Here is a 21,639-nt window from a genome sequence, read left to right as displayed (position 1 = left end):
GCCGTTGTAACTTACTTTATACTGATAAACAATCACTTAGCATTCCTTATCGGGTGTACATGAAAAGGCCGTGTATACACTTTCTGACTTAACAAAAGCATACACACGGCCCGTATAAAAGGTTTCACCTGTTTTTATTCGCGGATGGCCGATTTATCAGCCAATGTCAGCTGGGCTATTTCGTCTTTCCGTTTAAACACTACGCCGGTATGTTTTTGCATATAGGCCAGTAGCTCTCCGGTTACTTTAACCATTTGTGGCGAACCGCCTATGCGATCGTGAAAGCTGATGCTCATTTGCCTGCGACGATAGGCGCTTTCTTCATATAATTGATCAAACTCGGCTTTTACCTGGTTAAAAAACTGATCTATGCTAAACTTATCGCCTGATATCAACATGATATCGTTATTACGCAGGGTGTAAGGTACCACTGCAAAGTCTTTATTGTTTACCTGTATAATAAAAGGCTCATCGCGACTAAGATCATCAATATGATAAGTAAATCCCAGTTCCTGCAATATTTTCAGGGTGTTTTCGCCCCTGCGCAACCAATTGGCATTATAGCCTACAGGTGTAAAACCGGTAACCTTTTTAACAGCATCTACGCCGTCTTTAATAAACTTTTTCTCCACCTCGTAGCTCATATCATACTCACGGCTCCAGTTCATGCCATGTGCAGCGGCTTCGTGTCCGCGGTCGGTAACTTCTTTCGCTAAAGCGGGATTCTTCAACACTGCCGCCCCTACCATGTGCGAGGTTACCTTAATACCGTATTTATCCCAGTTATCCAGCATGCGGGGTATGCCTTCTTTATAACCGTATTGAAACCAGGTTTCGCCGGGCAGATCCTTATACCCTTTTTCCATGTTTTGCGGAAATGGGCTTTCGGCATTATCAGGTTGTCCACCGGCTTCAAACTGCATCGACACTGAAACTACCAGGCGCGAACCATCGGCCCATTTGCTTTTTACGGCCGGCTTTTTAGCGCTTTGCGGTTGTTGTTGCGCCCAGGCTCCTGAGCTGGTTACAACGCCTGCCATTCCCAGCAGGCCTGCTGTTTTTAAAAATTCCTTTCTGCTAGTCATAAGTCAATTTATTTATGGATTATTTTATCAATAGCTACGCCGTTGTATTGTATAAACGAAAGCAGCGTGGCAAAAAAGGCTACATGTATGAGTTGTGAAGGCAAGGCCTCCCAGTTTTCAATCATACAGGTGCCGAATATTAAGCAAATCATTACTATGCTGCCCGCTATTAAAGCAGGGCGGGTTAACAACCCCGTTACCAGCAACAGGCCTATTATAAATTCGGCAATGGGCAGCACATAACTAAAAGGCACTACCACGGCGGAAGGCAGCATTGATTTTTGAAACGAGCCTACCATCCAGGCGCTGAATCCGTTTAATTTAGGCAGGCGTACCAACCCGTGCCCTAACATGCTGGCACCAATGGCCAGGCGTAACAGTACATAAGTAATTGTATTCATAAAGCTATGATTTCGTATTTCAAAATTGAGACAATGCCACTCGCTTTACTTGTACAATTAGGGGTTTAATTAGTATTTTTATGAGTTACATGCAAACACTTCATTTATATCAGCCCTTTGAACTGGAATACAGAGAGGTAACCGAATATGTTGCCCGGGAATATAAAAACACGTTTTTTGAACTGATTTTTGTGCTGGCGGGCAAAGGCATTCAAACTATTAACAAACACCAATTGCCATATGCCCCTGACAAGCTGTTTTTAGTATTTCCGCAAGACACGCATGGCTTTGAAATACATGAACCTACGCGCTTTTTCTTTATCCGTTTTAACAGCAGCTATATTACCTATCAACCTGAAGAATGGGTGCGTAAAATGGAACTGATCTTTAACACCCACAATCACCTGCCTGGTTGCCTGTTAAAGAACGTAGCAGATAAACCTTTGGTGCGATCGCTGATAGAAGCCTTACAGCGGGAAGCGCGTAATGAGTATCCCAACAAAAACGAAGTAGTAAAGCAGCTGATGAACACGGTTATTACGGTAGCCGCACGTAATATTACCCTGCAAGCTCCTTTGCTGGTGCAACATGCTACTGATGGCACGGCTGCCGCACTGATCAACTACATTCATAAGAACATTTATCAGCCGGATTATTTAAAGGCAGATGTAATTGCCACACATTTTAATGTGGCAGCCAACTATATCAGTGAATATTTTAAAAAGCAGGTGGGTGAAAGTTTACAACAGTATATTACTACTTATAAAGTAAAAATACTGGAAACCCGATTGTTGCATACTAATATGCAACTGGTGTCTATGGCGGAAGAATTTGGCTTTACAGACATCAGCCACATGAACCGGATTTTTAAAAAGTATAAGGGAGTTAGCCCCTCTGAATTCAGGCGAAACAGAGGAGCCGTGTAGCATTTTGCCATTGTTGCGCTGGCAGTTATTCTACCTCCCCCTCCCCGGAGAAATATCTTTGCTGTATTACCTGGCTCCCTTTGCCCGGTATATATATTGTAGCCTGTGTATTGGCCGGAATTTCTACCTGCATTTTAATCTTCTTTCCAACACGCTGCCATTGCGATACTATTTTGCCATAGGGACTTTGGTACACCGCTTTTGCCCATGTTAAGCCCCCGCCGGGTTGCGGGCGTATGATAATATGCCTATACCCTTCAGCGGACAGATCAATGCCTGCTACTATGCGATACAACCATTCGGCCACTGCACCATAAGCATAGTGGTTGTAAGAAGTTGCCTGTACAGAACTATCTGGTTTAATGGCATCCCATTTTTCCCATATGGTGGTAGCTCCCATTTTTACCGGGTATAACCAGGATGGGTAGGTATCCTGCATTAACAGTTTATAGGCTATATCGGTGTGGCCATTGTTACTTAGCGCAAATAACAGGTAAGGCGTACCTAAAAACCCCGTGCTAAGATGATAGTTATTTTCTTTTATTAACGTTACCAGGTGATTAATGGCTTTGGGCTGCATACTATCGGGCAACATGTTAAACTGTAGCGCCAACACATATGCAGTTTGGGTGTGGGTAATGGCTTTACCATCGGGCTGTATATATTTCCGGAAAGTAGTTTTAATGTTATTTAACAGGCTGGTGTAATGCAGGCTGTCTTCTACCTTACCCAGCACGTTTGCGGTATGTATTAACAACTGGGTGGAATAGGCCCAAAAACATTGATCTATATACGGCAATGAGGTGGAATCGCCTGGCGCCAGCCAATCGCCATAACCGTTACCCGTCCACAGGTAATCTTTGCTTACACTGTTGATGTATTCCACCCATGCTTTCATACTGGGGTATTGGGCCTGTAAAATGCTGGTATCACCATATATCCAGTAATGCGTCCAGGGTATAATCACTGCTGCATCGCCCCAGCCTGCACGACCGGTTTTACTGGCCTGGGCTATATTTTTATAAATATTAGGGATGATGTTAGGCACTGATCCATCCGGGCGCTGCTCCGAAGCCAGATCGGCCAGCCATTTGGCAAAGAAATCTTTTACGTTATAGTTAAACGTAGCCGAGCGAAAAAAAGCATGCGCATCCCCCGTCCAGCCAAACCGCTCGCTACGTTGCGGGCAATCGGTAGGTATGTCCAGGAAATTACCTTTCAGACTCCATAGTATGTTATGTTGTAAGCGGTTGATGAAGGTATCGGAACAACTGAACTCTCCCGCCGGTTGCATGTTGGAATATAAGGCGATGGCTTTCCATTGATGGGGTTTTACGGTAGCGCCTGTAACTTTTACATAGCGGAAGCCATGCCACGTAAAATGCGGCTCAAAAGTTTCGGGCTTGCCGCCTTTGAGGATGTATGTATCGGTGGCCTTTGCTTCACGTAGGTTGCCCGTATAAAAATTCCCTTCTTTATCCAGCACTTCGGCATGCTCCACTTGTATGGTATCGCCTTTTTTACCGGTAACTGTAAACTGCACCCAGCCTGCCAGGTTTTGGCCAAAGTCAATTACCTGCTCTTTCTTAGGGGTAAGCCATACACGTACCGGAGCAAAAGTTTCCTGTTTGGTTACCGGTTCATTTATTGTTGGCACCAGGTTTTGTTTGGTAAAAGCTTTTACCTGCACCGGTTGCCAATTGCCAGGCTGATAGCCTGCATCGTAACATTCTCCTCCATAAATATCTGAATGGCGTATTTTGCCGGTGCGGCATAGCCAGGTGCTGTCTGATACCATCACGCTTTTAGCGCCATTAGCATATTGCAGGTTTATCTGAAATAATAGTGAAGCCTCTTTTCCATAGTTGTCTGACAACATTAAACCACCAAACTGGCCCCTGTACCACCCTTCGCCTATGGTTACCTCTACCTGGTTGTTTCCAGGCTTTAAATAAGGCTTCAGATTGTATTGCTGGTATTGCAATCTTTTATCGTAATTGGTCCATCCAGGGGCAAAATAAGCGTCACCAACCCGCTTGCCATTTATCGTAACCATGTATACACCATGTGCCGTAATGTACACATCAGCATTTTGTACTTTGCCGGTAATGGTGAACTGTTTGGTAAAAACCGGGCTGGGCCTTGTGCTGTCTTCCCTAAAAGAGGTGCTTATCCATTGTGCTTTTTCGCTCCATGATAGCTGTTGCGCCTTTACCAGGGAGATGCTGGTAAATAGAAAAAGGAATAAGTGCTTCAGGAAGGTGAACATACCAATTTTATTGCTTCGGTTTTAAGAAGGTTAGATTGGGTAAAACGTAACAAAAGTTACTGCATTTTACTGTTATGGGTGTATTAACTTATACCTCAGGCGGCAGCTGCCTGAGGTTGTTCATTTGCCAATGCCTGGTATATTTCGTTCCATTTAACAATCAGACATGCCCGAAAAACTACTTTCCCACGACTCATCCGTACGGATGGATGACTCGTCCCATGGGATGGATGGCCCGGCAGTACGGATGAGTCATTCATCCCACCTGCTGACTCATTCATGCGTACTGCCGGGCGGTTGCTCCCATAGGATGAATGGTCGGGCAGTACGGATGAACGCCCGGAAAGCAAAAAGCAGTAATAAACGCGCGCTATAGAAGCATATAGTGTTATTGACCATCAGGCAGGAAGGAAGAAAAAAGAAGCAAAATGTACTTCCTGAAGGCTCATCCGTACGGATGGATGGCTCATCCCATGGGATGGATGACTCATCCATCCGTACGGACGAATCACTCAGCAGTACGCACGAATCACTCAGCAGGTGGGAGAAATGGAGGATTCTTTCTCCTGGTGCAATAATATGTTCGCTCTAATCCATTCATCTTAGAGCAGATTGCACTCTTTCCTGCATAAATACCCCTATTACCTGCACAGCTTTGCATAAGCCCGCACCGGGAAAGTACCCATTCCTTTTACTTTAGGCGGTACAGCGTTAAAAAGATAACCAGTTTCGGGTAGTTTATCCAGGTTGCATAAATGCTCTGCTATCAATATTTCGGCACCTAGCAAAGTGGTGTGTACCGGGCGGCTTTTGCCAGCGGTGTTGTCAATATTATGACTGTCAATACCTACTAATTTTACTCCACAATCTCTTAGCCATTCAGCGGCTTCGGCAGTTACATAAGGATGGTTTTCAAAATACTTTTCGGTATTCCAGTGTTGGGCCCAGCCGGTGTGTACCAACACGGCCTTGTTGCGAATTTCTTTTGCAGTAAAATATTCAATGCCCACTTCTGTTACCCCTTTTGCCTGGATGGTAATGGCTTCGAGGTTGGCAAATGCTTCCAGCTCTATTTCAGACAGGTCTTTACCATGTTCAAACCGGTGAAAGGGACAATCGATATAAGTACCGGTATTGGACACCATTTCTATTTTCCCTATCTGAAACTCGGTTCCTTCTGCATAAAGGCTTTTCGATTTTTCCCGGCTCAGGTAATCACAAATAACAGGCGCGGGTAAGCCTTTGTAGGTGATAAGTCCATTGAAAACGGTATGACTCAGATCAATCAGGTTTTCGCCAGTATAAGCATCTATTGGCGTACGCTTATGTTTTTCAGTGATATAGTATTTATTGAGAATGGAAACCTTGCCCACCATCAGCAAGCGCATGTCTTGCACAATATAATCGGCAAGAGCTTTATCGGCAATTTCTTCGCCTTCCATATCCAGCCTGAAATCCTGGCCCTGAATGCCACCACCATTGGTAAATTCAACTTCAAAATCAAATACTACTCTTTTTTGCATAGCGCAGTAGGTTTTGTCAATCTAATATAACACCCAATTGGCCAGGTTACGATATTGCCGTTTAAAAGAATGACTATTTATAGCCGATATAAATTTTCTCCGGCAAATGACCGAAAACAAATTCGGTTACTTCACACAACCACATAGTGTGGTCAATTTTTTCGCCTTTATAGGTTTCCATAAAATAATAGCCCCCACCAACGGAATCCTGTAAACTTTCAGCAAGCACAACCACATCAGCGTTTTCGAATGGCTCCAGACCTAACTCCAGAAAGCATTCATTCGTGTTATTGCTGGCTTTATCCAGCATAGTATCTGCACCTTCTACCATTTCCAATGCAGAAATGCTCTCTGTCCATTCCGGCAAATCGATATACCAGCGATTTTCCGGGGTTTTATAAAAACGAAATTCTTGTTTCATTTAATTTTTAATATCCTATAAAAATAGGAGTTTCTTTTTACCGGGAATATTCCAAAGGATGTTTGGCACGCACGGCAAACACTTCGCCGTAAGCCAAAAGCTGCTGGTAATGTTGCTGCCAGTAGCGTTCAATAAACTTATCATCGAACTGGGTGGCCTTTAGTATTGATTGATCTATTACCTGTCCCATATTCCACATGCTATAATCATCGAACCGCCCGTAGTATGGGGGAACGCTACAGGTAACTAATACGTTTTCCTGTTTGCGTAGTTTTCTTTCTGATTTTTCGTCCAGGGTTGACATGTTATCGACTGTAGCAAAGGATATTTTATGATAGCTGCTATCGATGATAAACAGCTCGGAGTGCTTGTCTTTTACCCACTCATAGTCTTTCTCTTCATTTACCAAATACTGTAATGGATAGCCCTGGTATAATACCTTGCGTCCATTCACCTGTAGTGTGTTTACATGATGAAACTCCCCTACTTCCACAAAGGTTTCTGTTTGGGGGTTGAACAGGTAGGCATGGTCCTGCCATCTTTTAGTCCAGATGATGTCTGCAAAGCCATCGTGATTATAGTCGGCGAAGAACAGGTTGGAATTAGTGGTGGTGTAGTTAGGCTCTTTAAAAACAGGGCGAAAACCTTCCCCTTCCACTTCTTTTTCTAACATAAAACAGGCATCATTTCCCACCTGCATTTTGTATACCGTTAGTGCATACCTGGTGCCTTTAATAATCGCTGTATCAGTTTTGTATTCTGCAGCGGAATCTTTGGCCAGAATAACAGGTTTGTTGGCAGGAAGTGTATCTGTTAAAGCTTCCATGGGCCTTTCAGGCCGGTCGTTGATACAAGAGGTGGCTGTTATGGCAACAGCCAGTAAGGGTGTTAAAAGGGTGTTCAATTTCATACAATAAAAGCTGGGTTAAAACTAGGTGTTTTTGCATAAATTATCATTGAAAGCTACTAATTACTAAAAATATATCGTCTGATTGCTCCTGGCCCCCTTTAACCGGGGAAAGCATAGGTTTCTGCAATCCATTCATACCCCTCACCTTGTGTGCGCACATGTCCAATGCCCGGCCATGGTAAATGATAACCAAATACTTTTGTTTGCGTCTGGGCCAGGATGGCTAGTACCTGTTTGCGGGTGGTGGCTGCCAGTTGTATATCTGTATCGCCATCAAAGCCCCATTCGGGGTGTGGAAACAGCAGCACATCCGAATGCATCAGGTCGGCAATATGTACCATTTCCTCTTTTCCGGAAAACACATAGGTGATGGTATGCCCTGGTGTGTGGCCGGGCGCGAGTTGCATGCGCAGGCAATTAAACAGTATGCTGTTGTTTTGAAACAGGTGCAGTTTGGGCTGGATGGTGGTTAATACTTTACGAATGGCGGTGGCAAATGTTTCCAACAGCTTTTTATCCTGGAATTTAGACTTTGAAAAATCCTGCTGCGGTGCCATCCAGAAAGCGTGCTCTACAGCAGACATATGAATAGTAGCATTGGGAAACACAAAAGCGCCGGTGGCAGATAATAAACCACCTATATGATCGGGGTGGGCATGGGAAATAACAATAGCCGTGATTTGCGCCGGCTCCATGCCTGCGTCGGATAAAGAAGCTAATAACCAGCCGGAATCCGGGCCAAAACTGCCGCCTGTGCCGGTATCCAGTAGTATTAATTCCGTGCCTTTTTTAATGAGCAGGATATTCATACCCAGATCTACCGCTTCGGTAGGTCGGAAGCTTTTACGTAACAATTCTTTTTCCTGTGCTTCGTTTCCGTTGGGAAAATGTGGCTGTACAGGGCTTAATGAAATATGCCCGTCTGTAATAACCGTTAACTCCAGCTCGCCCAGGTTAAACCGGTGAAAAGGACGCTTGCTGCTTTTGAAAAAAGCGGCAGACAGGGTTTGTTTAAAAGGAATAGCCGCAGCTAAGCCCAGTAATGCCATACGCTTTAACAACATTCTGCGTTCCATATACATAATTTGCTGTAAAAGTAGCGGCATGATAACTTTACAGCAAGTAGGTACTTTTTAGTGCCCTACACACCAATTGTATACTATTATTGATAATCAGTGTTAAAAAAGTTATGTGGCTATAAAAAATACAGAGGAACAGGTACCTATATGTGCGGTAGATTTTGCTTTCAGGCGTATAGGAGGAAAATACAAAGGCAGGCTGCTATGGTATCTGCACCTGCATAAAGTATTGCGCTATGGAGAGCTGCGCCGGAGCATTACTGATATCACTCCTAAAATGCTTACTCAAACATTGCGGGAACTGGAAGACGATTTGTTGATTGAACGCAAGGTGTATCATGAAGTACCACCACGTGTAGAGTATTCTTTAACGGAAGTGGGTAAAGAACTGGTTCCATTTATTGAGCACCTTCGTATGTGGGGAGAGCAGCGTATGAAAAAGGAGAATATACCTATGATACAGCAAGGGAAATGTGCATTGTAAAAAATACTATCGAATAAACATATTATTGAACTGCATACTCTAAGGTACCTGGATTAAAAATAAACACACAATAAGTTACTCAATTTACTGTGTAAAAAAGGCCGCCCCTTAAAGGAACGGCCCGCTCATGTGCATGTATATAACCCCAAAACCTATTTCCAACCGCCACCTAAGGCGCGGTAAAGCGTTACTACCGCCTGCAGCTGTTGCAATTTGTCGCTGATGCCGCTGATTTGGGCAGCTAACAAATTGGTTTCGGCCGTAAGTACATCGGTATAGTTGGTGGTAGATGTAAACTTTAATAACTCTTTGGAATAATCCACTGCTTTGTTTAACGATTGTAGTTGTAGTGTACGGGCTTCTGTTTTGCTGGCAGCCGTCTGGTAGCTGGATAAGGCATTTGCTACCTCCTGGTAAGCAGTAAGTACGGTTGTTTTAAACGTATATACTGCTTCTTCCTGGTTGGCTTCGGCCACTTTTAAACGTTGTTTGTTCAGGCCCTGGTTAAAGATGGGCTGTGTTAAGCCACCTACCAGGTTACCGTAAAAGGTGCCATCAAAAAAGCCTTTTAAGGTATTAGCCGTAGCCCATCCACCTGTAGCCGTAATGGTTAAAGATGGATAGAAATACGTGCGGGCACTGTTGGTTAATTCAAACTTATTAATAAGGCCATACTCCGCCTGCTGCACATCGGGGCGGTTGCTGATCAACTGCACGGGAACGCCGGTTTGCAGTTGCGCCAATGCAGTTTGATCGTCCATTTTGCTGCGTACGATGCTGTCGGGCGCTGCGCCTAACAGCAAGCTGATAGCGTTTTCTGTTACACGAATATTCTGAACGATATCGGGCACAGATACTTCGGCTGAATACAGGTTGGCTTCGCTGGTTACCACATCAGCACCGGTAAGTGTAGCAGCTGTTTTCAGCTCTTTTACAGTGATGATATCCTTTTTACGGATGTCGATAGTTTGTTGCGTTATTTCCAGCTGCTTGTCGTAAGCCAGCAATGCATAATAGTTGGTAGCAATGTCGGCTATCAGCTGGGTTTGCACAGCCCTTTTATACGCTTCGCTTTGTAGCAACGCGGCTACATAGGCTTTTTTATTGCTTTTAAGCTTGCCCCATACATCGGCTTCCCAGCTGGTGGTGCCGGTTAATGCGTAGGTATTCACCGTTGGAATAGTGGTTGTGCCTAAGCCGCTACCAAATGCTTTTAACTGAGCCGATGACGATTTGGAACGGGTGTAATCTGCATCCACCGCAAGGCTGGGTAAAAAAGCGGCTTTGCTTTGGCGCAGGTTGGCATCGGCTGCCTTTATGCGGGCTACGGCTACTTTTAAATCGAGGTTATTGTCCAGCCCCTGCTGTATCAGGCTTTGCAATGCCGGATCGATAAACAGCTGCTTCCACGGCATGTTGGCTATAGTGGCCGAATCAGTACTGTTGCTGCCCCTGTAGGTGGCAGTTACAGGCAGATCGTTAGGCCGCTGGTAACGCTGAGTTACCTTACAGGAAAACCCTGCCACGGCCAATAACACTGCCAGCGAATATTGTTTATATCTGTTAGTCATGTATATCGTATTTTTTTGAACCAATTTTTTCCTGCAGGCGCTGGAACAGCACAAACAAGGCAGGTATTACCAGCAGGCCAAACAAGGTACCCACCAGCATGCCCCCTACGGCACCAGTGCCAATGCTTTTGTTACCTACGGCGCCTGCACCTGTGGCAAACATTAATGGCAACAGGCCGAATATGAAGGCCAGTGAGGTCATTAAGATAGGCCGCAACCTGGCTTCTGCGCCTTCTATCGCAGCCTGTAATATGGGCAAACCTTTCCGGCGACGTTGCAATGCAAACTCTACAATCAGGATGGCGTTTTTAGCCAACAAGCCTATAAGCATAATCAGCGATACCTGTGTATAGATGTTGTTGTCAATGCCGAATATTTTATCGAACAGAAAAGTGCCGCACAACCCCACCGGTAAGGATAGCAACACCGCCAATGGCAAGAGGTAGCTTTCATATTGCGCACTTAACAGGAAGTATACAAATATCAGACACAGCAGGAACACATAGGCCGACTGACTTCCGGTGGTTAACTCTTCCCGGGTAATGCCGGAGAATTCATAACCATAACCTGCCGGTAAGGTTTCGGCTGCTACTTCCTGTATGGCCTTGATAGCATCGCCCGAGCTGTACCCGCTGTTGGGCGCGCCCTGTACGGAAATTGAGGTGAACAGGTTAAAGCGTGAAATGCTCTCGGGACCGTAAACACGTTTTAAGCTGATAAACTCTGTAATGGGTGCCATAGTGCCGGAAGCGGTTTTCACCTTTACATTGTTCAGGCTGGCTTCATTGGCGCGATAGTTATAATCGGCCTGTATAATAACACGGTATTGTTTACCAAACTGGTTAAAGTTAGATACATACGATCCACCATAATAGCCTTGCATGGTGCTTAATACCGAGCTGGGGGTAATGCCTGCTTCTTTACACTTGGCTACGTTTACGTTTAGCTGCAACTGTGGAAAGTTGGGGTTAAACGAGGTGGTAGCATATTGTATTTCGGGACGCTTGCCCAGGGCAGTTAAGAAGTTGGTACCTACTTTATAAAATTCATCGGTAGTGTGTCCGCCTTTATCCTGTAACTGAAATTCAAAGCCGCCACTCATACCAAAGCCTGAAATGGTGGGCGGTGCAAAGAAGATGATACTGGCATCTTTAATACCGGCTGTTTTACCAAACAGCTGCTTGATAATTTCATTAACACTTTCTTCTTTTTTAGTACGCTCTTTCCAGGGCTTCAGTTCCATAATAACCATACTATAGGCGCTACCGCTACCGGCGATAAAATTTTGTCCTACAATCTGCATAGTGTTGCGTACGGCCGGGATAGTTTTGGCTATTTCGGCCACTTTTTTAGACATGCTATCGCTGCGTTCTAAAGAAGCAGCAGGCGGCAGACTAATGCTGGCGAAGATGGTGCCGGTATCTTCATTGGGCACAAAGGATGATGGCGTTGTTTTCATCAGCCAGTACAGGCCGGTGCCAAATAAGGCTATCACTGCCAGTGCTATCCATTTGCGTATAGCCAAAAACTGAACGGCTTTTTTATACTTATTGGTTAACGCTTCAAACGAGGTATTGAAAGCGGTGTAAAAACGTTGTAAATAGCTTTTCTTATGTGCTGCTGCGTGTGGCTTTAAGAACAGGGCGCTTAACGCCGGGCTCAACGTTAGGGCGTTAATGGCCGACAGCAGGATGGATATAGCCAGGGTTATACCAAACTGTTTATAAAACACACCTGCCGAGCCTGTAATAAAAGTAACCGGTACAAACACAGCCGACATTACCAGGGTAATTGAAATGATAGCCCCGCTTATTTCGCCCATAGCATCAATGCTGGCCTGCCTTGCTGAGGTATAGCCTTCATCCAGCTTGGCGTGTACGGCTTCTACCACCACAATGGCATCATCCACCACTATACCAATAGCCAGTACCAATGCAAACAGGGTTAACAGGTTAATGGTAAAGCCAAACAGGTTTAAGAAGAAGAAGGTGCCCACAATAGCCACCGGCACTGCAATAGCGGGGATAAGCGTTGAACGGAAATCCTGCAGGAAGATGAACACCACAATAAATACCAGAATAAAGGCTTCGAGCAGGGTATGCAATACTTTTTCGATAGAAGCATCGAGGAAGTTGTTTACATCTACCAGGTTTACATAATGAATGCCTTTAGGAAAAGCTTTGGCTGCTTCTTCCAGCACGGCTTTGGTACCTTCTATCACTTCCTGCGCATTAGAGCCGGCTGTTTGTGATACAGCCACACCCGATGCCGGTTTGCCGTTAGCCAGGTTGTATTGCGAATAGTTTTGTGCACCCAGCTCAATACGGGCCACATCTTTCAACAACAGTTGCTGGCCCTTGCCTAAAGATTTAATAACAATGTTTTCAAAATCGGCCACTGTTTTTAAACGGCCTGTATACTTCATTACATATTGAAAGCTCTGGTTGCTGTTCTCCCCTACTTTACCGGGTGCAGCTTCAATGTTCTGCTCGCTTAATGCGGTAGTAACATCAGCAGGCTCCAGCCCATATACGGCCATTACATCGGGCTTCATCCATATACGCATAGAGTAATCACGCGAGCCAAACACGCTGGCATCACCTACACCTGTAACCCTTTTTATCTGTGGCACCAGGTTAATGGCGGCATAGTTTTGCAAAAAGGTTTGATCGTAGGTGTTGTCATCGCTGTATAAAGCAAAGATGAGCAGGTTACTGCTTTGCTTTTTGGTTACGGTAACGCCTGACTGTGTAACCTCTGCAGGTAATAAGCTGGTAGCGCGTGATACGCGGTTTTGCACGTTTACAGCTGCCAGATCGGGGTCGGTGCCCACTTTAAAGTTAACAGTAATAGTAGCGGTGCCTTCATTGGTGGCAGTAGAGGTCATGTAGGTCATGTTCTCTACCCCATTGATCTGCTCTTCTAACGGCACAATTACCGAGTTCAGTACCACATCAGCGTTGGCACCGGTATAGGTGGCCGACACGCTAACGGTAGGTGGTGCAATATCCGGATATTGAGATATGGGCAGGGAAACCAAACCCAGTATACCCAATATCACTATCAACACAGAGATAACGGTGGAAAGCACCGGCCTCTCAATAAACTTTTTTAACATACACGGTGTTGTTGGTAAATAATGGATGGAGGATAATTAGTGCTGTGGTTGCGGAACTATTTTCACTCCGTCTTTTAATTCGTTAGTGCCTTGTGTTACCACTACGTCGCCATTTTGAAGGCCGCTTTCTACTACAAAAGATTGCCCGTCGGGGGTAGCAGATACCGTGATAGCCGTGTTTTTAACAGTGCTGTCCTTGGCCAGTACATACACAAAACGTTTGCCCTGTAAATCGTAGGTGGCACTTTGTGGTATTACCAGGGCGCTGTCTACTGCGCGAGGTACACGTACATTGCCGCTGTTACCACTTTTTAAAATACCTACCGGGTTAGGGAAAGTAGCGCGCAGATTGCTGGAACCGGTTTCGGTGGTGATGAAGCCGCTGGCAGTTTCTACCCTGCCTTTTTCGGTATACTCCGATCCGTCAGATAACAGCAGGGATACAACAGGCATTTGTTTTAGTTTTTGCTGTAAAGTGTTGCCTTTATACCTGCGGGATAATTCCAGTAATTGCTTTTCGTTCAACCCGAAATAGGCATACATGTTACCGGAAGAAGTAACGGTAGTGAGCGGGTTGGTGCTGGTGCTGCTTACCAGGCTGCCTACTTTATTGGGCAGGGTGCCTATAACACCATTTACCGGGCTGGTGATAGTAGTGTAGCCAACGTTAGCACGGGCATTGGCTAAAGTAGCCTGCGCCTGTGCCAGTGCAGCCTTTTTGCTTTGCAATGTGTATTCAGCCGATTCCAGCTGAAACTTGCTGATGATGTCTTTTTCTACCAGCGGGCGCACTTTATTCACTTCCATTTGTGCGGTGTTCACATCGGCTTCGGCGGTTTTAATGCCGGCTTCGGCGGTCCGTAATTCCTGCTGGTATTGCGGACTAAAAATCTGGAACAGCACCTGCCCTTTGGTTACTGTGGCTCCTTCATCTACAAATATCTTTTCTACATAGCCATCTATTTTGGGGCGTATCTCTACTTCCTGTTCGCCCTGTATGGTAGCGGGATAATCGGTATACAAGGTTACTTTTTCAGGAGCAATGGTTTTTACCGAATAGCTTTTAGGTCCGGTAGCCATTTGTGCCTGTTTTGACTGGTTGTTACCGGCGTTGCCGCACGAGCTGAAAACGAGCACAGCCACTACCAGTAACAGGGAACCAGCGCCATCATTATACTTCTTCATATCATGTAAAAGATTTGTTAGTAAGCCGGGGTTACCGGGTTTGCAAGCACAAAGGAAAAGCGGGTTGCTGCATTGAAATTGTCAAAACAGACCTGGGGGCGGCAGCAACCGACCAAAAGATGGCAGCAACCGCTGAACAGTCTTTTGTAGCCTGTAAACGCCCTGAAAAGGGGTTTAACGGTTAAAAAACTACCTTTATCGGGTGCCGGGAGCGGTTTACTGATTATGGTGTGGATACCCTGGAGTATGTGCGTAATATTGTATCAGATATTTGAACTTAGATGATGATAGCATGAATCCCAATCGAACATATATTTCCATCCTGGTGCACGTGCTGCTATGGGCCTTGTTAGGCTTTGTGCTGCTTACCTATACCCCGCTTACCTGGGGCGTTACCCTGCCGCAGGAATTCTGGCTGAAGCAGGTGTTTCATTATGCCGTGTTGATTACCCTGTTTTATGTGAATGCCCGTGTGCTTACCCCTAAGCTGTTGCTGCAACATAAAACGGCGCGGTTTATTATGGTGATACTGGCGGTGGTACTGGCTACTATGCTGCTAAACTACCAGGTGAACAAATGGACCAACATACCGCATATTATAGATCAATTGCTGGGTGTTAAAAAACGGCACAACGGTGATTTTGATATTTTTATGTTGCTGACGGTGTTGCTGGTATTGGGCATCAGCACCAGCCTTACTGCCATTCAAAGCTGGCAAAACGATTTGCATAAACATCAGCAGTTGCAACAACAACAGGTAAGCTCGGAGCTGTCGTTTTTAAAAGCACAGATTCACCCGCATTTCTTTTTTAATACACTCAACAATATTTACTCGCTCACATTTATTGATATAGACACTTCGCGTCAGGCATTGCATAAGTTATCGTGGATGATGCGTTACCTGTTATATGAAACGCAGAACGACACTACTTTACTCAGTAATGAAATACGGTTTATTAAAGATTATGTAGAGCTGATGAAGCTACGGGTAAATAAGAACATTACAGTTGAGCTGAACACGCCTGAAACGTTAGCAGATGGCACCATAGCGCCTATGCTGCTACTGCCTTTTATTGAAAATGCGTTTAAGCATGGTATCAGTGCAACGGATAAAGGGGCTATTGATATTCACATTCAGCAACAGGGTTCTAAACTGGTATTAGAGGTGAGCAATAACGTGTTTGAAATAAGCCATGAAAAAATTGATGATGGTGGTATTGGGCTAACCAATACGCGCCGCCGTTTAAACCTGTTGTATAACAACCGTTACCAGCTGAATGCCGGGCCTGTTGCCGACCATCAATATTTCGTACACCTTGAACTGGATTTAGCATGACACTTACCTGCATTGCCATAGACGATGAACCACTGGCATTAAGCCTGATATGCCGTTTTATTGAGCAAACGCCTTTTTTGCACCTGGCGGCCAGTTATTCCAGCGCCGTGGAAGCGTTAAAGGGTATTGACACACATAAACCGGATTTATTGTTTCTGGATATACAAATGCCCGAACTCAATGGCATGGAACTGGCTAAGCTGCTGAATAAGCAGGCGCATGCCCCTAAAGTAATCTTTACCACCGCTTACAACCATTTTGCGCTGGAAGGTTACAAGGTAGATGCTATTGACTACCTGCTAAAGCCCTTTAATTATGAAGAGTTTTTACGTGCTGCGGGCAAGGCGCGTAATTATGTATCGTTATTAAGTGATCATTCTACACCAACATCTACTGCCGTTGCTGAGGAAGATTATCTTTTTTTAAAAGTAGAGCAGCACTGGGTTAAAATTGCTTTTGCAGATATTGTTTACATAGAATCGTTAAAAGATTACGTAAAAGTGCACCTGGCCGGTGAAAGCCGGCCTGTTTTATCGTTAAGCACCTTAAAAGCATTGGAAGAAAAGCTTCCGCCCCGCCTTTTTATGCGTGTACACCGCTCGTTTATTGTGTCACTAGACAAAATCACCTCCGTTACTAAAACCTCCTTACAAATTGGGGAAACCAGTATACAGATTGGTGATCAATACAAAGAAGATTTTAAAAAATTCATGAGCCGCTGGATGTAAGTAAACTTTTGGCATTATTGTGAGTCCATAAAGTAGTACAAAGCGAATAACTATGAAAACTTTATGGAAATCTCTGACGATGATGTCAATTGGTGCCCTACTGTTGAGCAGTTGCGCATCAGAAGTAGCAGTAACGGAACAACCCATGGCTCCGGTGGTGGTGCAAACTGCTCCCCCATACCCCGGCGCTGTATGGATTGGCGGTGAATGGCACCCCCGTGGCAGACAGTATTATTATGTGCAACCGCATTATGTGCGTCCGCGCCCCAGCCGTACCTGGCAGCAGGGGTACTGGAGAAGCACACCACGCGGACATGTCTGGCAAAGAGGACATTGGAGATAATCTTTACATCATAAATAGTATCACATGAAAAAAGCATTGCGGATAGCCAGCATTGGTTGTGCCGTTCCTTTGTTATTGTTTATTCTGTCGTCTTTTTTACCTGCGCCGTCTGGTGTGCTTTGGCGTGGCATGTCGTTTCCCTACAAACAGGCGGGCCTTACCAAAGCGCAGGCAGCGGCTCACTTATTAAGTCGCTTCACCTTTGGTGCCAGCACCGAAGATGTAGCAATAGTAGAAAAGCAGGGACTGGAAAAATGGTTTAAACAACAATTGGAAGCTCAATTGACGGATGATTCACTGCAAAACCGGCTAAAGGAATATGATGGCATCCAGTTAAGTACAGAACAAATTCTCGCTGTTTACCCCCGTAACTTCCAGGTTGTTCGCATGGCAATTCAGGATAGTGTAGTAAATAAAGATTCTATACAAAGCAATGGCCCAAAATATCGCGAACTGATTAAGAACTATATGCAACAAAAAGGGCTTAGGTCTGAGAACGATCTGGAGCAGCAGTTGATTAATCAGAAAATTCTCCGGGCCGCCTATTCGCAAAACCAATTGCAGGAAGTTCTTTCCAGCTTCTGGTTTAATCACTTTAACGTAACAATGAATAAAGGAGATTGCTCGCAATACATGCCTTCTTATGAGCGTGATGTAATAAGGCCTAACGCACTAGGCAAATTTGAAAACCTGCTGTTGGCAACAGCCCAGTCTCCTGCAATGCTTACTTACCTGGATAATTCTTCCAGTAGTGGTGTTAAAATGTCTTCAAATGGCAAGGGTGTCAAGAGAATAAATGGTGGCCTGAATGAAAATTATGCCAGGGAAGTGATGGAATTACATACGCTGGGAGTAGACGGAGGTTATACGCAACAGGATGTTACAGAAGCTGCACGTGTGTTAACAGGCTGGACTTTATTCCCTTTAGGACAAAATAATAAAGAGGCACGTGAACGATTAGATAAAATGTCACCTGAAACATTTACTCAGCGAGGTTTTGTACATACCGGCGATTTTTTATTTGCTTCTAACAGACATGATGATAGCAGTAAAACGGTACTGGGGCATACTTTTAAAGCAGGAGGTGGTTATGAAGAGGGAGTAGCATTACTGCATATGCTGGCTACAAACCCTTCAACCGCCAAATTTATTTCCCGCAAGCTGGCTATCAGGTTTGTAAGTGATAACCCGCCGCAAAGCCTGATTGATAAAATGGCTAAAACTTTTACAGATAAGGATGGGGATATTAAAGCAGTACTTACCACCATGGTATGTTCACCTGAATTCTGGAGCAAGGATGCAATAAGGGAAAAAACAAAATCGCCCTTTGAGCTTGTAATAAGTGCAGTAAGAAGCATACACGCCGATATTAAAAAGCCCTACCAGTTATTTAACTGGATGAATCGTATGGGAGAGAAAACTTATTATTATGTTGCACCTACTGGCTTTCCTGACAGAGGACAATACTGGATTAATACAGGATCGTTATTAAACCGTATGAATTTTGGCCTTGCACTGGCTTCGGGTCGCATTCCGGGTGTTACTTTTAACCTGCTGGCGCTGAATAATAATCATGAGCCGGAAAGCACTGAAAGCGCCTTAAATACTTTTTGCCATATCCTAATGCCGGAACGTAGCAGTGAAGCCACCATCAAGCGTTTGACACCGTTATTGAACGATCCGGAACTACAGAAAAAGGTAGAGAAGGCGGCCGGTAAAACCGCTGCCTCTGATAGCACGCCCACTACCAGCACAGCAGATAAAACCTCGATATTGTACGCCATGCAAGGCAATAACGCTCATAACAATACACCGGCCATGAACAAATACATGCTGGCGCAGGTAGTGGGTATTATTATTGGCAGTCCTGAATTTCAAAGAAGATAAAACCTTTGTCATGACATCACGCAGAGCATTTTTAAAAGCAGGTGGCCTGGCCTTGTTTGGCGTAGGCATTGGCGGCGTGCCCACATTTTTAGCACGTGCAGCAGATAGTTTTAAACAAAAGCCAGCTTATAAAAAGAATAAGGTGCTGGTATGTATATTTCAGCGGGGTGCTATGGATGGCTTAATGGCAGTTACACCTTTTACAGACGCCTATTTGAAAGCAGCACGTCCGAGTTTGTTTATGAGTGCCGCCACACTGGGCAATAACACCCCGCTATTCGACCTGGATGGCCGCTTTGGACTACATCCTTCTATGAGCAGTTTTATACCCTTGTTTAAAGAAAACAGACTGGCTATTGTGCATGGTGTGGGATCACCTAACAATACCCGGTCGCATTTTGACGCTCAGGATTATATGGAGTCGGGCACCCCCTTCAGCAAAACCACTACCAGCGGCTGGCTAAACCGTGCCAGTGGTTTATTGGGGCACGACGCTTCTCCTTTTCGCGCGGTAAGCCTTACCTCTTCGCTGCCACGTTCTTTTTATGGGGACAATGAAGCTATTGCCATCAGTAACCTGAAAGACTTTTCTATACAGATGCAGGGCAACCCTATGGGCACTAACATGGCGGCCAAAAGCTTTGAAGAACTATATGATCAAACTTCTTCCACTCTGTTGAAAGAAACCGGTAAAGAAAGCTTTGACGCTATTAAAATATTGCAAAAAACTGATGTAAGCAAGTATACGCCTGCCAATAACGCAGTGTATCCTACTAGTGCGTTGGGCACTTCTTTAAAACAGATTGCGCAGCTGATAAAAATGGATGTGGGTTTACAGGTGGCGTTTGCAGAATCTAGTGGATGGGACACCCATTTTAACCAAGGTACAGGCACAGGTGTATTTGCCCGCAATGTGAACGACCTCAGTAGCAGCATCAACGCTTTCTGGACCGACCTTGATACCTTGCAGGACGAGGTTACCGTTATGACTATGACAGAGTTTGGACGCACCGTTAAGCAGAACGGTACCGGCGGCACCGATCATGGACGTGCATCCTGCCTGTTTATACTGGGTAATGATGTAAACGGTGGCAAGGTACATGGCAACGTGCAACCACTGACAGTAGAAAACCTGGAAGATGGGCGTGATCTTGCTGTAACTACCGATTTCCGTAGCGTGTTTAGCGAGGTGGCCGGTTCACATTTGAATATTCATAATAACGCAATATTGTTCCCTGACTGGAAAGAAAGCAGGATTGGGGTAATGCGGGGTTAATGGTATTAAAACAGTATTATAAAACAACGACCCGCTCTCTTTTTTGGCGGGCCGTTATAATTTCTGCCTACTTTTGAAGCATGCGTACTGTATTAAAAGCGTTTACCCTGTGTATTTCCATGGCATTATCTGTTGCCGCAATGGCACAAAACGATGTAATACTGGATAATGCCATAGCCAACCCCGTACAGGAATATTCTGCGCTGGCTATGGTGGGCAAAAAACTGTTACTGGTGCCACAATACCCGCTTGACAACAACACTTACACTGTTAAAGCCTGCCTTGACGCTAAAAAGGCTGCAGGTAAAAAGACGCTGAAACAACGCAATTTTACCACTGTTACTATTACTCACCTCTCCCCTGTTTTATCTGCTATTAACAGCAAGGGGAAAATATACCAAGGCTTTGAAGCAGCTAACGCTGTGGGTAATACCATTTTTTTCAGTATTGAAACGGACGAAAGTGCTGATAGCTGTTATCTTATTAAAGGCTACCTGCATAAGGATACTATTGCTTTAGATGCGCGTTTTATTCAGGGCATTGCCAAAGTAAAATGCGATGGCAATATTGTTGACAACGCAGGTTTTGAAAGCCTTACTTACCACCCTGCCAGCGGTAAGCTGTTGGCCGTGTTTGAATTTACCAATGTGGCTAATGTGCAAAAAACGCCCGTTGCGTTTTTGGTTGACACATCTTTGCAAAACAACACTATACAACCGGTATATATTCAGGAGCCGGTGCCTTTCAGAATCACCGATGTATACACTGCTGCCGATGGCAATATGTACGCCATCAATTTCTGGTGGGCAGGTGAATACAACGATTACTTTGCCTGCAATAAAAACACACCTTTACCCGTAGCAGATAGCAGCGCCTTTACCAATGTAAAAAACAAAGGCAACTGCTATGGCCGCATTCTGCAAATGCAACTAAGCAATCATACGCTAAGCTGGACCCCGGTAAAAGAGATTGGCTACGACGGTTACAACTGGGAAGGTATTGTATTGTATAAAAATAAGTTTATCATCATCAGCGATGCCAATAAGGGTAAGTACCAGGAGAAGACCACGCATATGCGGGTGCTGAAAAAGTAACCA

General features: G+C 44.8%; 18 protein-coding genes. 8 read left to right on the top strand and 10 right to left on the bottom strand.

Going from position 1 to position 21,639, the window contains the following annotated elements:
• Window positions 1-134: 134 nt before the first annotated feature.
• Window positions 135-1,085: a polysaccharide deacetylase family protein gene (locus tag FLA_RS08495; protein WP_076381155.1), complete on the bottom strand. Its 951-nt coding sequence runs from the start codon at window positions 1,083-1,085 to the stop codon at window positions 135-137.
• An 8-nt stretch (window positions 1,086-1,093) separates the two neighbouring features.
• Entirely contained in the window at window positions 1,094-1,486 is a 393-nt protein-coding gene (locus tag FLA_RS08490) for a DoxX family membrane protein (RefSeq protein WP_076381156.1), read from the bottom strand.
• A gap of 80 nt (window positions 1,487-1,566) precedes the next feature.
• Here FLA_RS08490 and FLA_RS08485 point away from each other — a divergent pair, with 80 nt between their 5' ends.
• Complete coding sequence (locus FLA_RS08485; RefSeq protein WP_197705875.1) at window positions 1,567-2,412, top strand: helix-turn-helix domain-containing protein; 846 nt, start codon at window positions 1,567-1,569, stop codon at window positions 2,410-2,412.
• A 25-nt stretch (window positions 2,413-2,437) separates the two neighbouring features.
• Here FLA_RS08485 and FLA_RS08480 read toward each other — a convergent pair whose 3' ends face one another.
• The 5 genes from FLA_RS08480 to FLA_RS08460 form a co-directional block, all read right to left on the bottom strand.
• A complete protein-coding gene (locus FLA_RS08480; RefSeq protein ID WP_076381157.1) occupies window positions 2,438-4,681 on the bottom strand; it encodes a family 78 glycoside hydrolase catalytic domain in 2,244 nt (747 codons plus the stop codon).
• A gap of 641 nt (window positions 4,682-5,322) precedes the next feature.
• Window positions 5,323-6,204, bottom strand: a complete 882-nt coding sequence (locus tag FLA_RS08475) for a cyclase family protein (protein WP_076381158.1) — start codon at window positions 6,202-6,204, stop codon at window positions 5,323-5,325.
• A gap of 73 nt (window positions 6,205-6,277) precedes the next feature.
• Window positions 6,278-6,625, bottom strand: a complete 348-nt coding sequence (locus FLA_RS08470) for a DUF6717 family protein (protein WP_076381159.1) — start codon at window positions 6,623-6,625, stop codon at window positions 6,278-6,280.
• A gap of 37 nt (window positions 6,626-6,662) precedes the next feature.
• The gene (locus FLA_RS08465) at window positions 6,663-7,535 is read right to left on the bottom strand and encodes a hypothetical protein (RefSeq protein ID WP_076381160.1); all 873 of its coding nucleotides are present in this window, start codon (window positions 7,533-7,535) and stop codon (window positions 6,663-6,665) included.
• A 98-nt stretch (window positions 7,536-7,633) separates the two neighbouring features.
• Window positions 7,634-8,611 (bottom strand): MBL fold metallo-hydrolase, encoded by a 978-nt coding sequence (locus FLA_RS08460; protein WP_076381326.1) that lies wholly within the window; start codon window positions 8,609-8,611, stop codon window positions 7,634-7,636.
• 115 nt (window positions 8,612-8,726) lie between these two features.
• Between FLA_RS08460 and FLA_RS08455 the strand changes: the two genes are divergently transcribed.
• Complete coding sequence (locus FLA_RS08455) at window positions 8,727-9,098, top strand: winged helix-turn-helix transcriptional regulator (protein WP_231940408.1); 372 nt, start codon at window positions 8,727-8,729, stop codon at window positions 9,096-9,098.
• Between the two features lie 152 nt (window positions 9,099-9,250).
• Here FLA_RS08455 and FLA_RS08450 read toward each other — a convergent pair whose 3' ends face one another.
• From FLA_RS08450 to FLA_RS08440, 3 genes are read right to left on the bottom strand one after another with little or no spacing between them, the layout of a single operon-like run.
• Window positions 9,251-10,669 (bottom strand): efflux transporter outer membrane subunit, encoded by a 1,419-nt coding sequence (locus FLA_RS08450; protein WP_076381161.1) that lies wholly within the window; start codon window positions 10,667-10,669, stop codon window positions 9,251-9,253.
• A complete protein-coding gene (locus FLA_RS08445) occupies window positions 10,662-13,787 on the bottom strand; it encodes an efflux RND transporter permease subunit (RefSeq protein WP_076381162.1) in 3,126 nt (1,041 codons plus the stop codon). The genes FLA_RS08450 and FLA_RS08445 overlap by 8 nt, the downstream gene beginning before the upstream one ends.
• A gap of 36 nt (window positions 13,788-13,823) precedes the next feature.
• Entirely contained in the window at window positions 13,824-14,972 is a 1,149-nt protein-coding gene (locus FLA_RS08440; protein WP_076381163.1) for an efflux RND transporter periplasmic adaptor subunit, read from the bottom strand.
• 292 nt (window positions 14,973-15,264) lie between these two features.
• On the opposite strand from FLA_RS08440, the gene FLA_RS08435 reads away from it, so the two are divergent.
• From FLA_RS08435 to FLA_RS08410, 6 genes are all read left to right on the top strand, one after another.
• Window positions 15,265-16,308, top strand: a complete 1,044-nt coding sequence (locus FLA_RS08435) for a sensor histidine kinase (protein ID WP_076381164.1) — start codon at window positions 15,265-15,267, stop codon at window positions 16,306-16,308.
• Window positions 16,305-17,036, top strand: coding sequence for a LytR/AlgR family response regulator transcription factor (locus tag FLA_RS08430; protein ID WP_076381165.1), 732 nt, complete (start codon window positions 16,305-16,307; stop codon window positions 17,034-17,036). Before FLA_RS08435 ends, FLA_RS08430 begins: the two co-directional genes overlap by 4 nt.
• A 79-nt stretch (window positions 17,037-17,115) precedes the next feature.
• Entirely contained in the window at window positions 17,116-17,379 is a 264-nt protein-coding gene (locus FLA_RS08425) for a YXWGXW repeat-containing protein (RefSeq protein WP_159445155.1), read from the top strand.
• 24 nt (window positions 17,380-17,403) lie between these two features.
• Window positions 17,404-19,266, top strand: a complete 1,863-nt coding sequence (locus tag FLA_RS08420) for a DUF1800 domain-containing protein (RefSeq protein WP_076381167.1) — start codon at window positions 17,404-17,406, stop codon at window positions 19,264-19,266.
• Window positions 19,267-19,276: 10 nt separating this feature from the next.
• A complete protein-coding gene (locus FLA_RS08415; protein WP_076381168.1) occupies window positions 19,277-20,542 on the top strand; it encodes a DUF1501 domain-containing protein in 1,266 nt (421 codons plus the stop codon).
• 80 nt (window positions 20,543-20,622) lie between these two features.
• A complete protein-coding gene (locus tag FLA_RS08410) occupies window positions 20,623-21,636 on the top strand; it encodes a hypothetical protein (protein ID WP_076381169.1) in 1,014 nt (337 codons plus the stop codon).
• Window positions 21,637-21,639 lie beyond the last annotated feature (3 nt).

This window comes from Filimonas lacunae, assembly GCF_002355595.1.
Taxonomy (GTDB): domain Bacteria; phylum Bacteroidota; class Bacteroidia; order Chitinophagales; family Chitinophagaceae; genus Filimonas; species Filimonas lacunae.
This window is presented reverse-complemented; position numbering and strand designations above follow the sequence as displayed.

What these genes read in the sequence shown, in the direction of transcription:
- FLA_RS08495 (WP_076381155.1), bottom strand. Translation starts at nt 1,085, where the DNA reads ATGACTAGCAGAAAGGAATTTTTAAAAACAGCAGGCCTGCTGGGAATG.
- FLA_RS08490 (WP_076381156.1), bottom strand. Translation starts at nt 1,486, where the DNA reads ATGAATACAATTACTTATGTACTGTTACGCCTGGCCATTGGTGCCAGC.
- FLA_RS08485 (WP_197705875.1), top strand. Translation starts at nt 1,567, where the DNA reads ATGAGTTACATGCAAACACTTCATTTATATCAGCCCTTTGAACTGGAA.
- FLA_RS08480 (WP_076381157.1), bottom strand. Translation starts at nt 4,681, where the DNA reads ATGTTCACCTTCCTGAAGCACTTATTCCTTTTTCTATTTACCAGCATC.
- FLA_RS08475 (WP_076381158.1), bottom strand. Translation starts at nt 6,204, where the DNA reads ATGCAAAAAAGAGTAGTATTTGATTTTGAAGTTGAATTTACCAATGGT.
- FLA_RS08470 (WP_076381159.1), bottom strand. Translation starts at nt 6,625, where the DNA reads ATGAAACAAGAATTTCGTTTTTATAAAACCCCGGAAAATCGCTGGTAT.
- FLA_RS08465 (WP_076381160.1), bottom strand. Translation starts at nt 7,535, where the DNA reads ATGAAATTGAACACCCTTTTAACACCCTTACTGGCTGTTGCCATAACA.
- FLA_RS08460 (WP_076381326.1), bottom strand. Translation starts at nt 8,611, where the DNA reads ATGGAACGCAGAATGTTGTTAAAGCGTATGGCATTACTGGGCTTAGCT.
- FLA_RS08450 (WP_076381161.1), bottom strand. Translation starts at nt 10,669, where the DNA reads ATGACTAACAGATATAAACAATATTCGCTGGCAGTGTTATTGGCCGTG.
- FLA_RS08445 (WP_076381162.1), bottom strand. Translation starts at nt 13,787, where the DNA reads ATGTTAAAAAAGTTTATTGAGAGGCCGGTGCTTTCCACCGTTATCTCT.
- FLA_RS08440 (WP_076381163.1), bottom strand. Translation starts at nt 14,972, where the DNA reads ATGAAGAAGTATAATGATGGCGCTGGTTCCCTGTTACTGGTAGTGGCT.
- FLA_RS08435 (WP_076381164.1), top strand. Translation starts at nt 15,265, where the DNA reads ATGAATCCCAATCGAACATATATTTCCATCCTGGTGCACGTGCTGCTA.
- FLA_RS08430 (WP_076381165.1), top strand. Translation starts at nt 16,305, where the DNA reads ATGACACTTACCTGCATTGCCATAGACGATGAACCACTGGCATTAAGC.
- FLA_RS08425 (WP_159445155.1), top strand. Translation starts at nt 17,116, where the DNA reads ATGATGTCAATTGGTGCCCTACTGTTGAGCAGTTGCGCATCAGAAGTA.
- FLA_RS08420 (WP_076381167.1), top strand. Translation starts at nt 17,404, where the DNA reads ATGAAAAAAGCATTGCGGATAGCCAGCATTGGTTGTGCCGTTCCTTTG.
- FLA_RS08415 (WP_076381168.1), top strand. Translation starts at nt 19,277, where the DNA reads ATGACATCACGCAGAGCATTTTTAAAAGCAGGTGGCCTGGCCTTGTTT.
- FLA_RS08410 (WP_076381169.1), top strand. Translation starts at nt 20,623, where the DNA reads ATGCGTACTGTATTAAAAGCGTTTACCCTGTGTATTTCCATGGCATTA.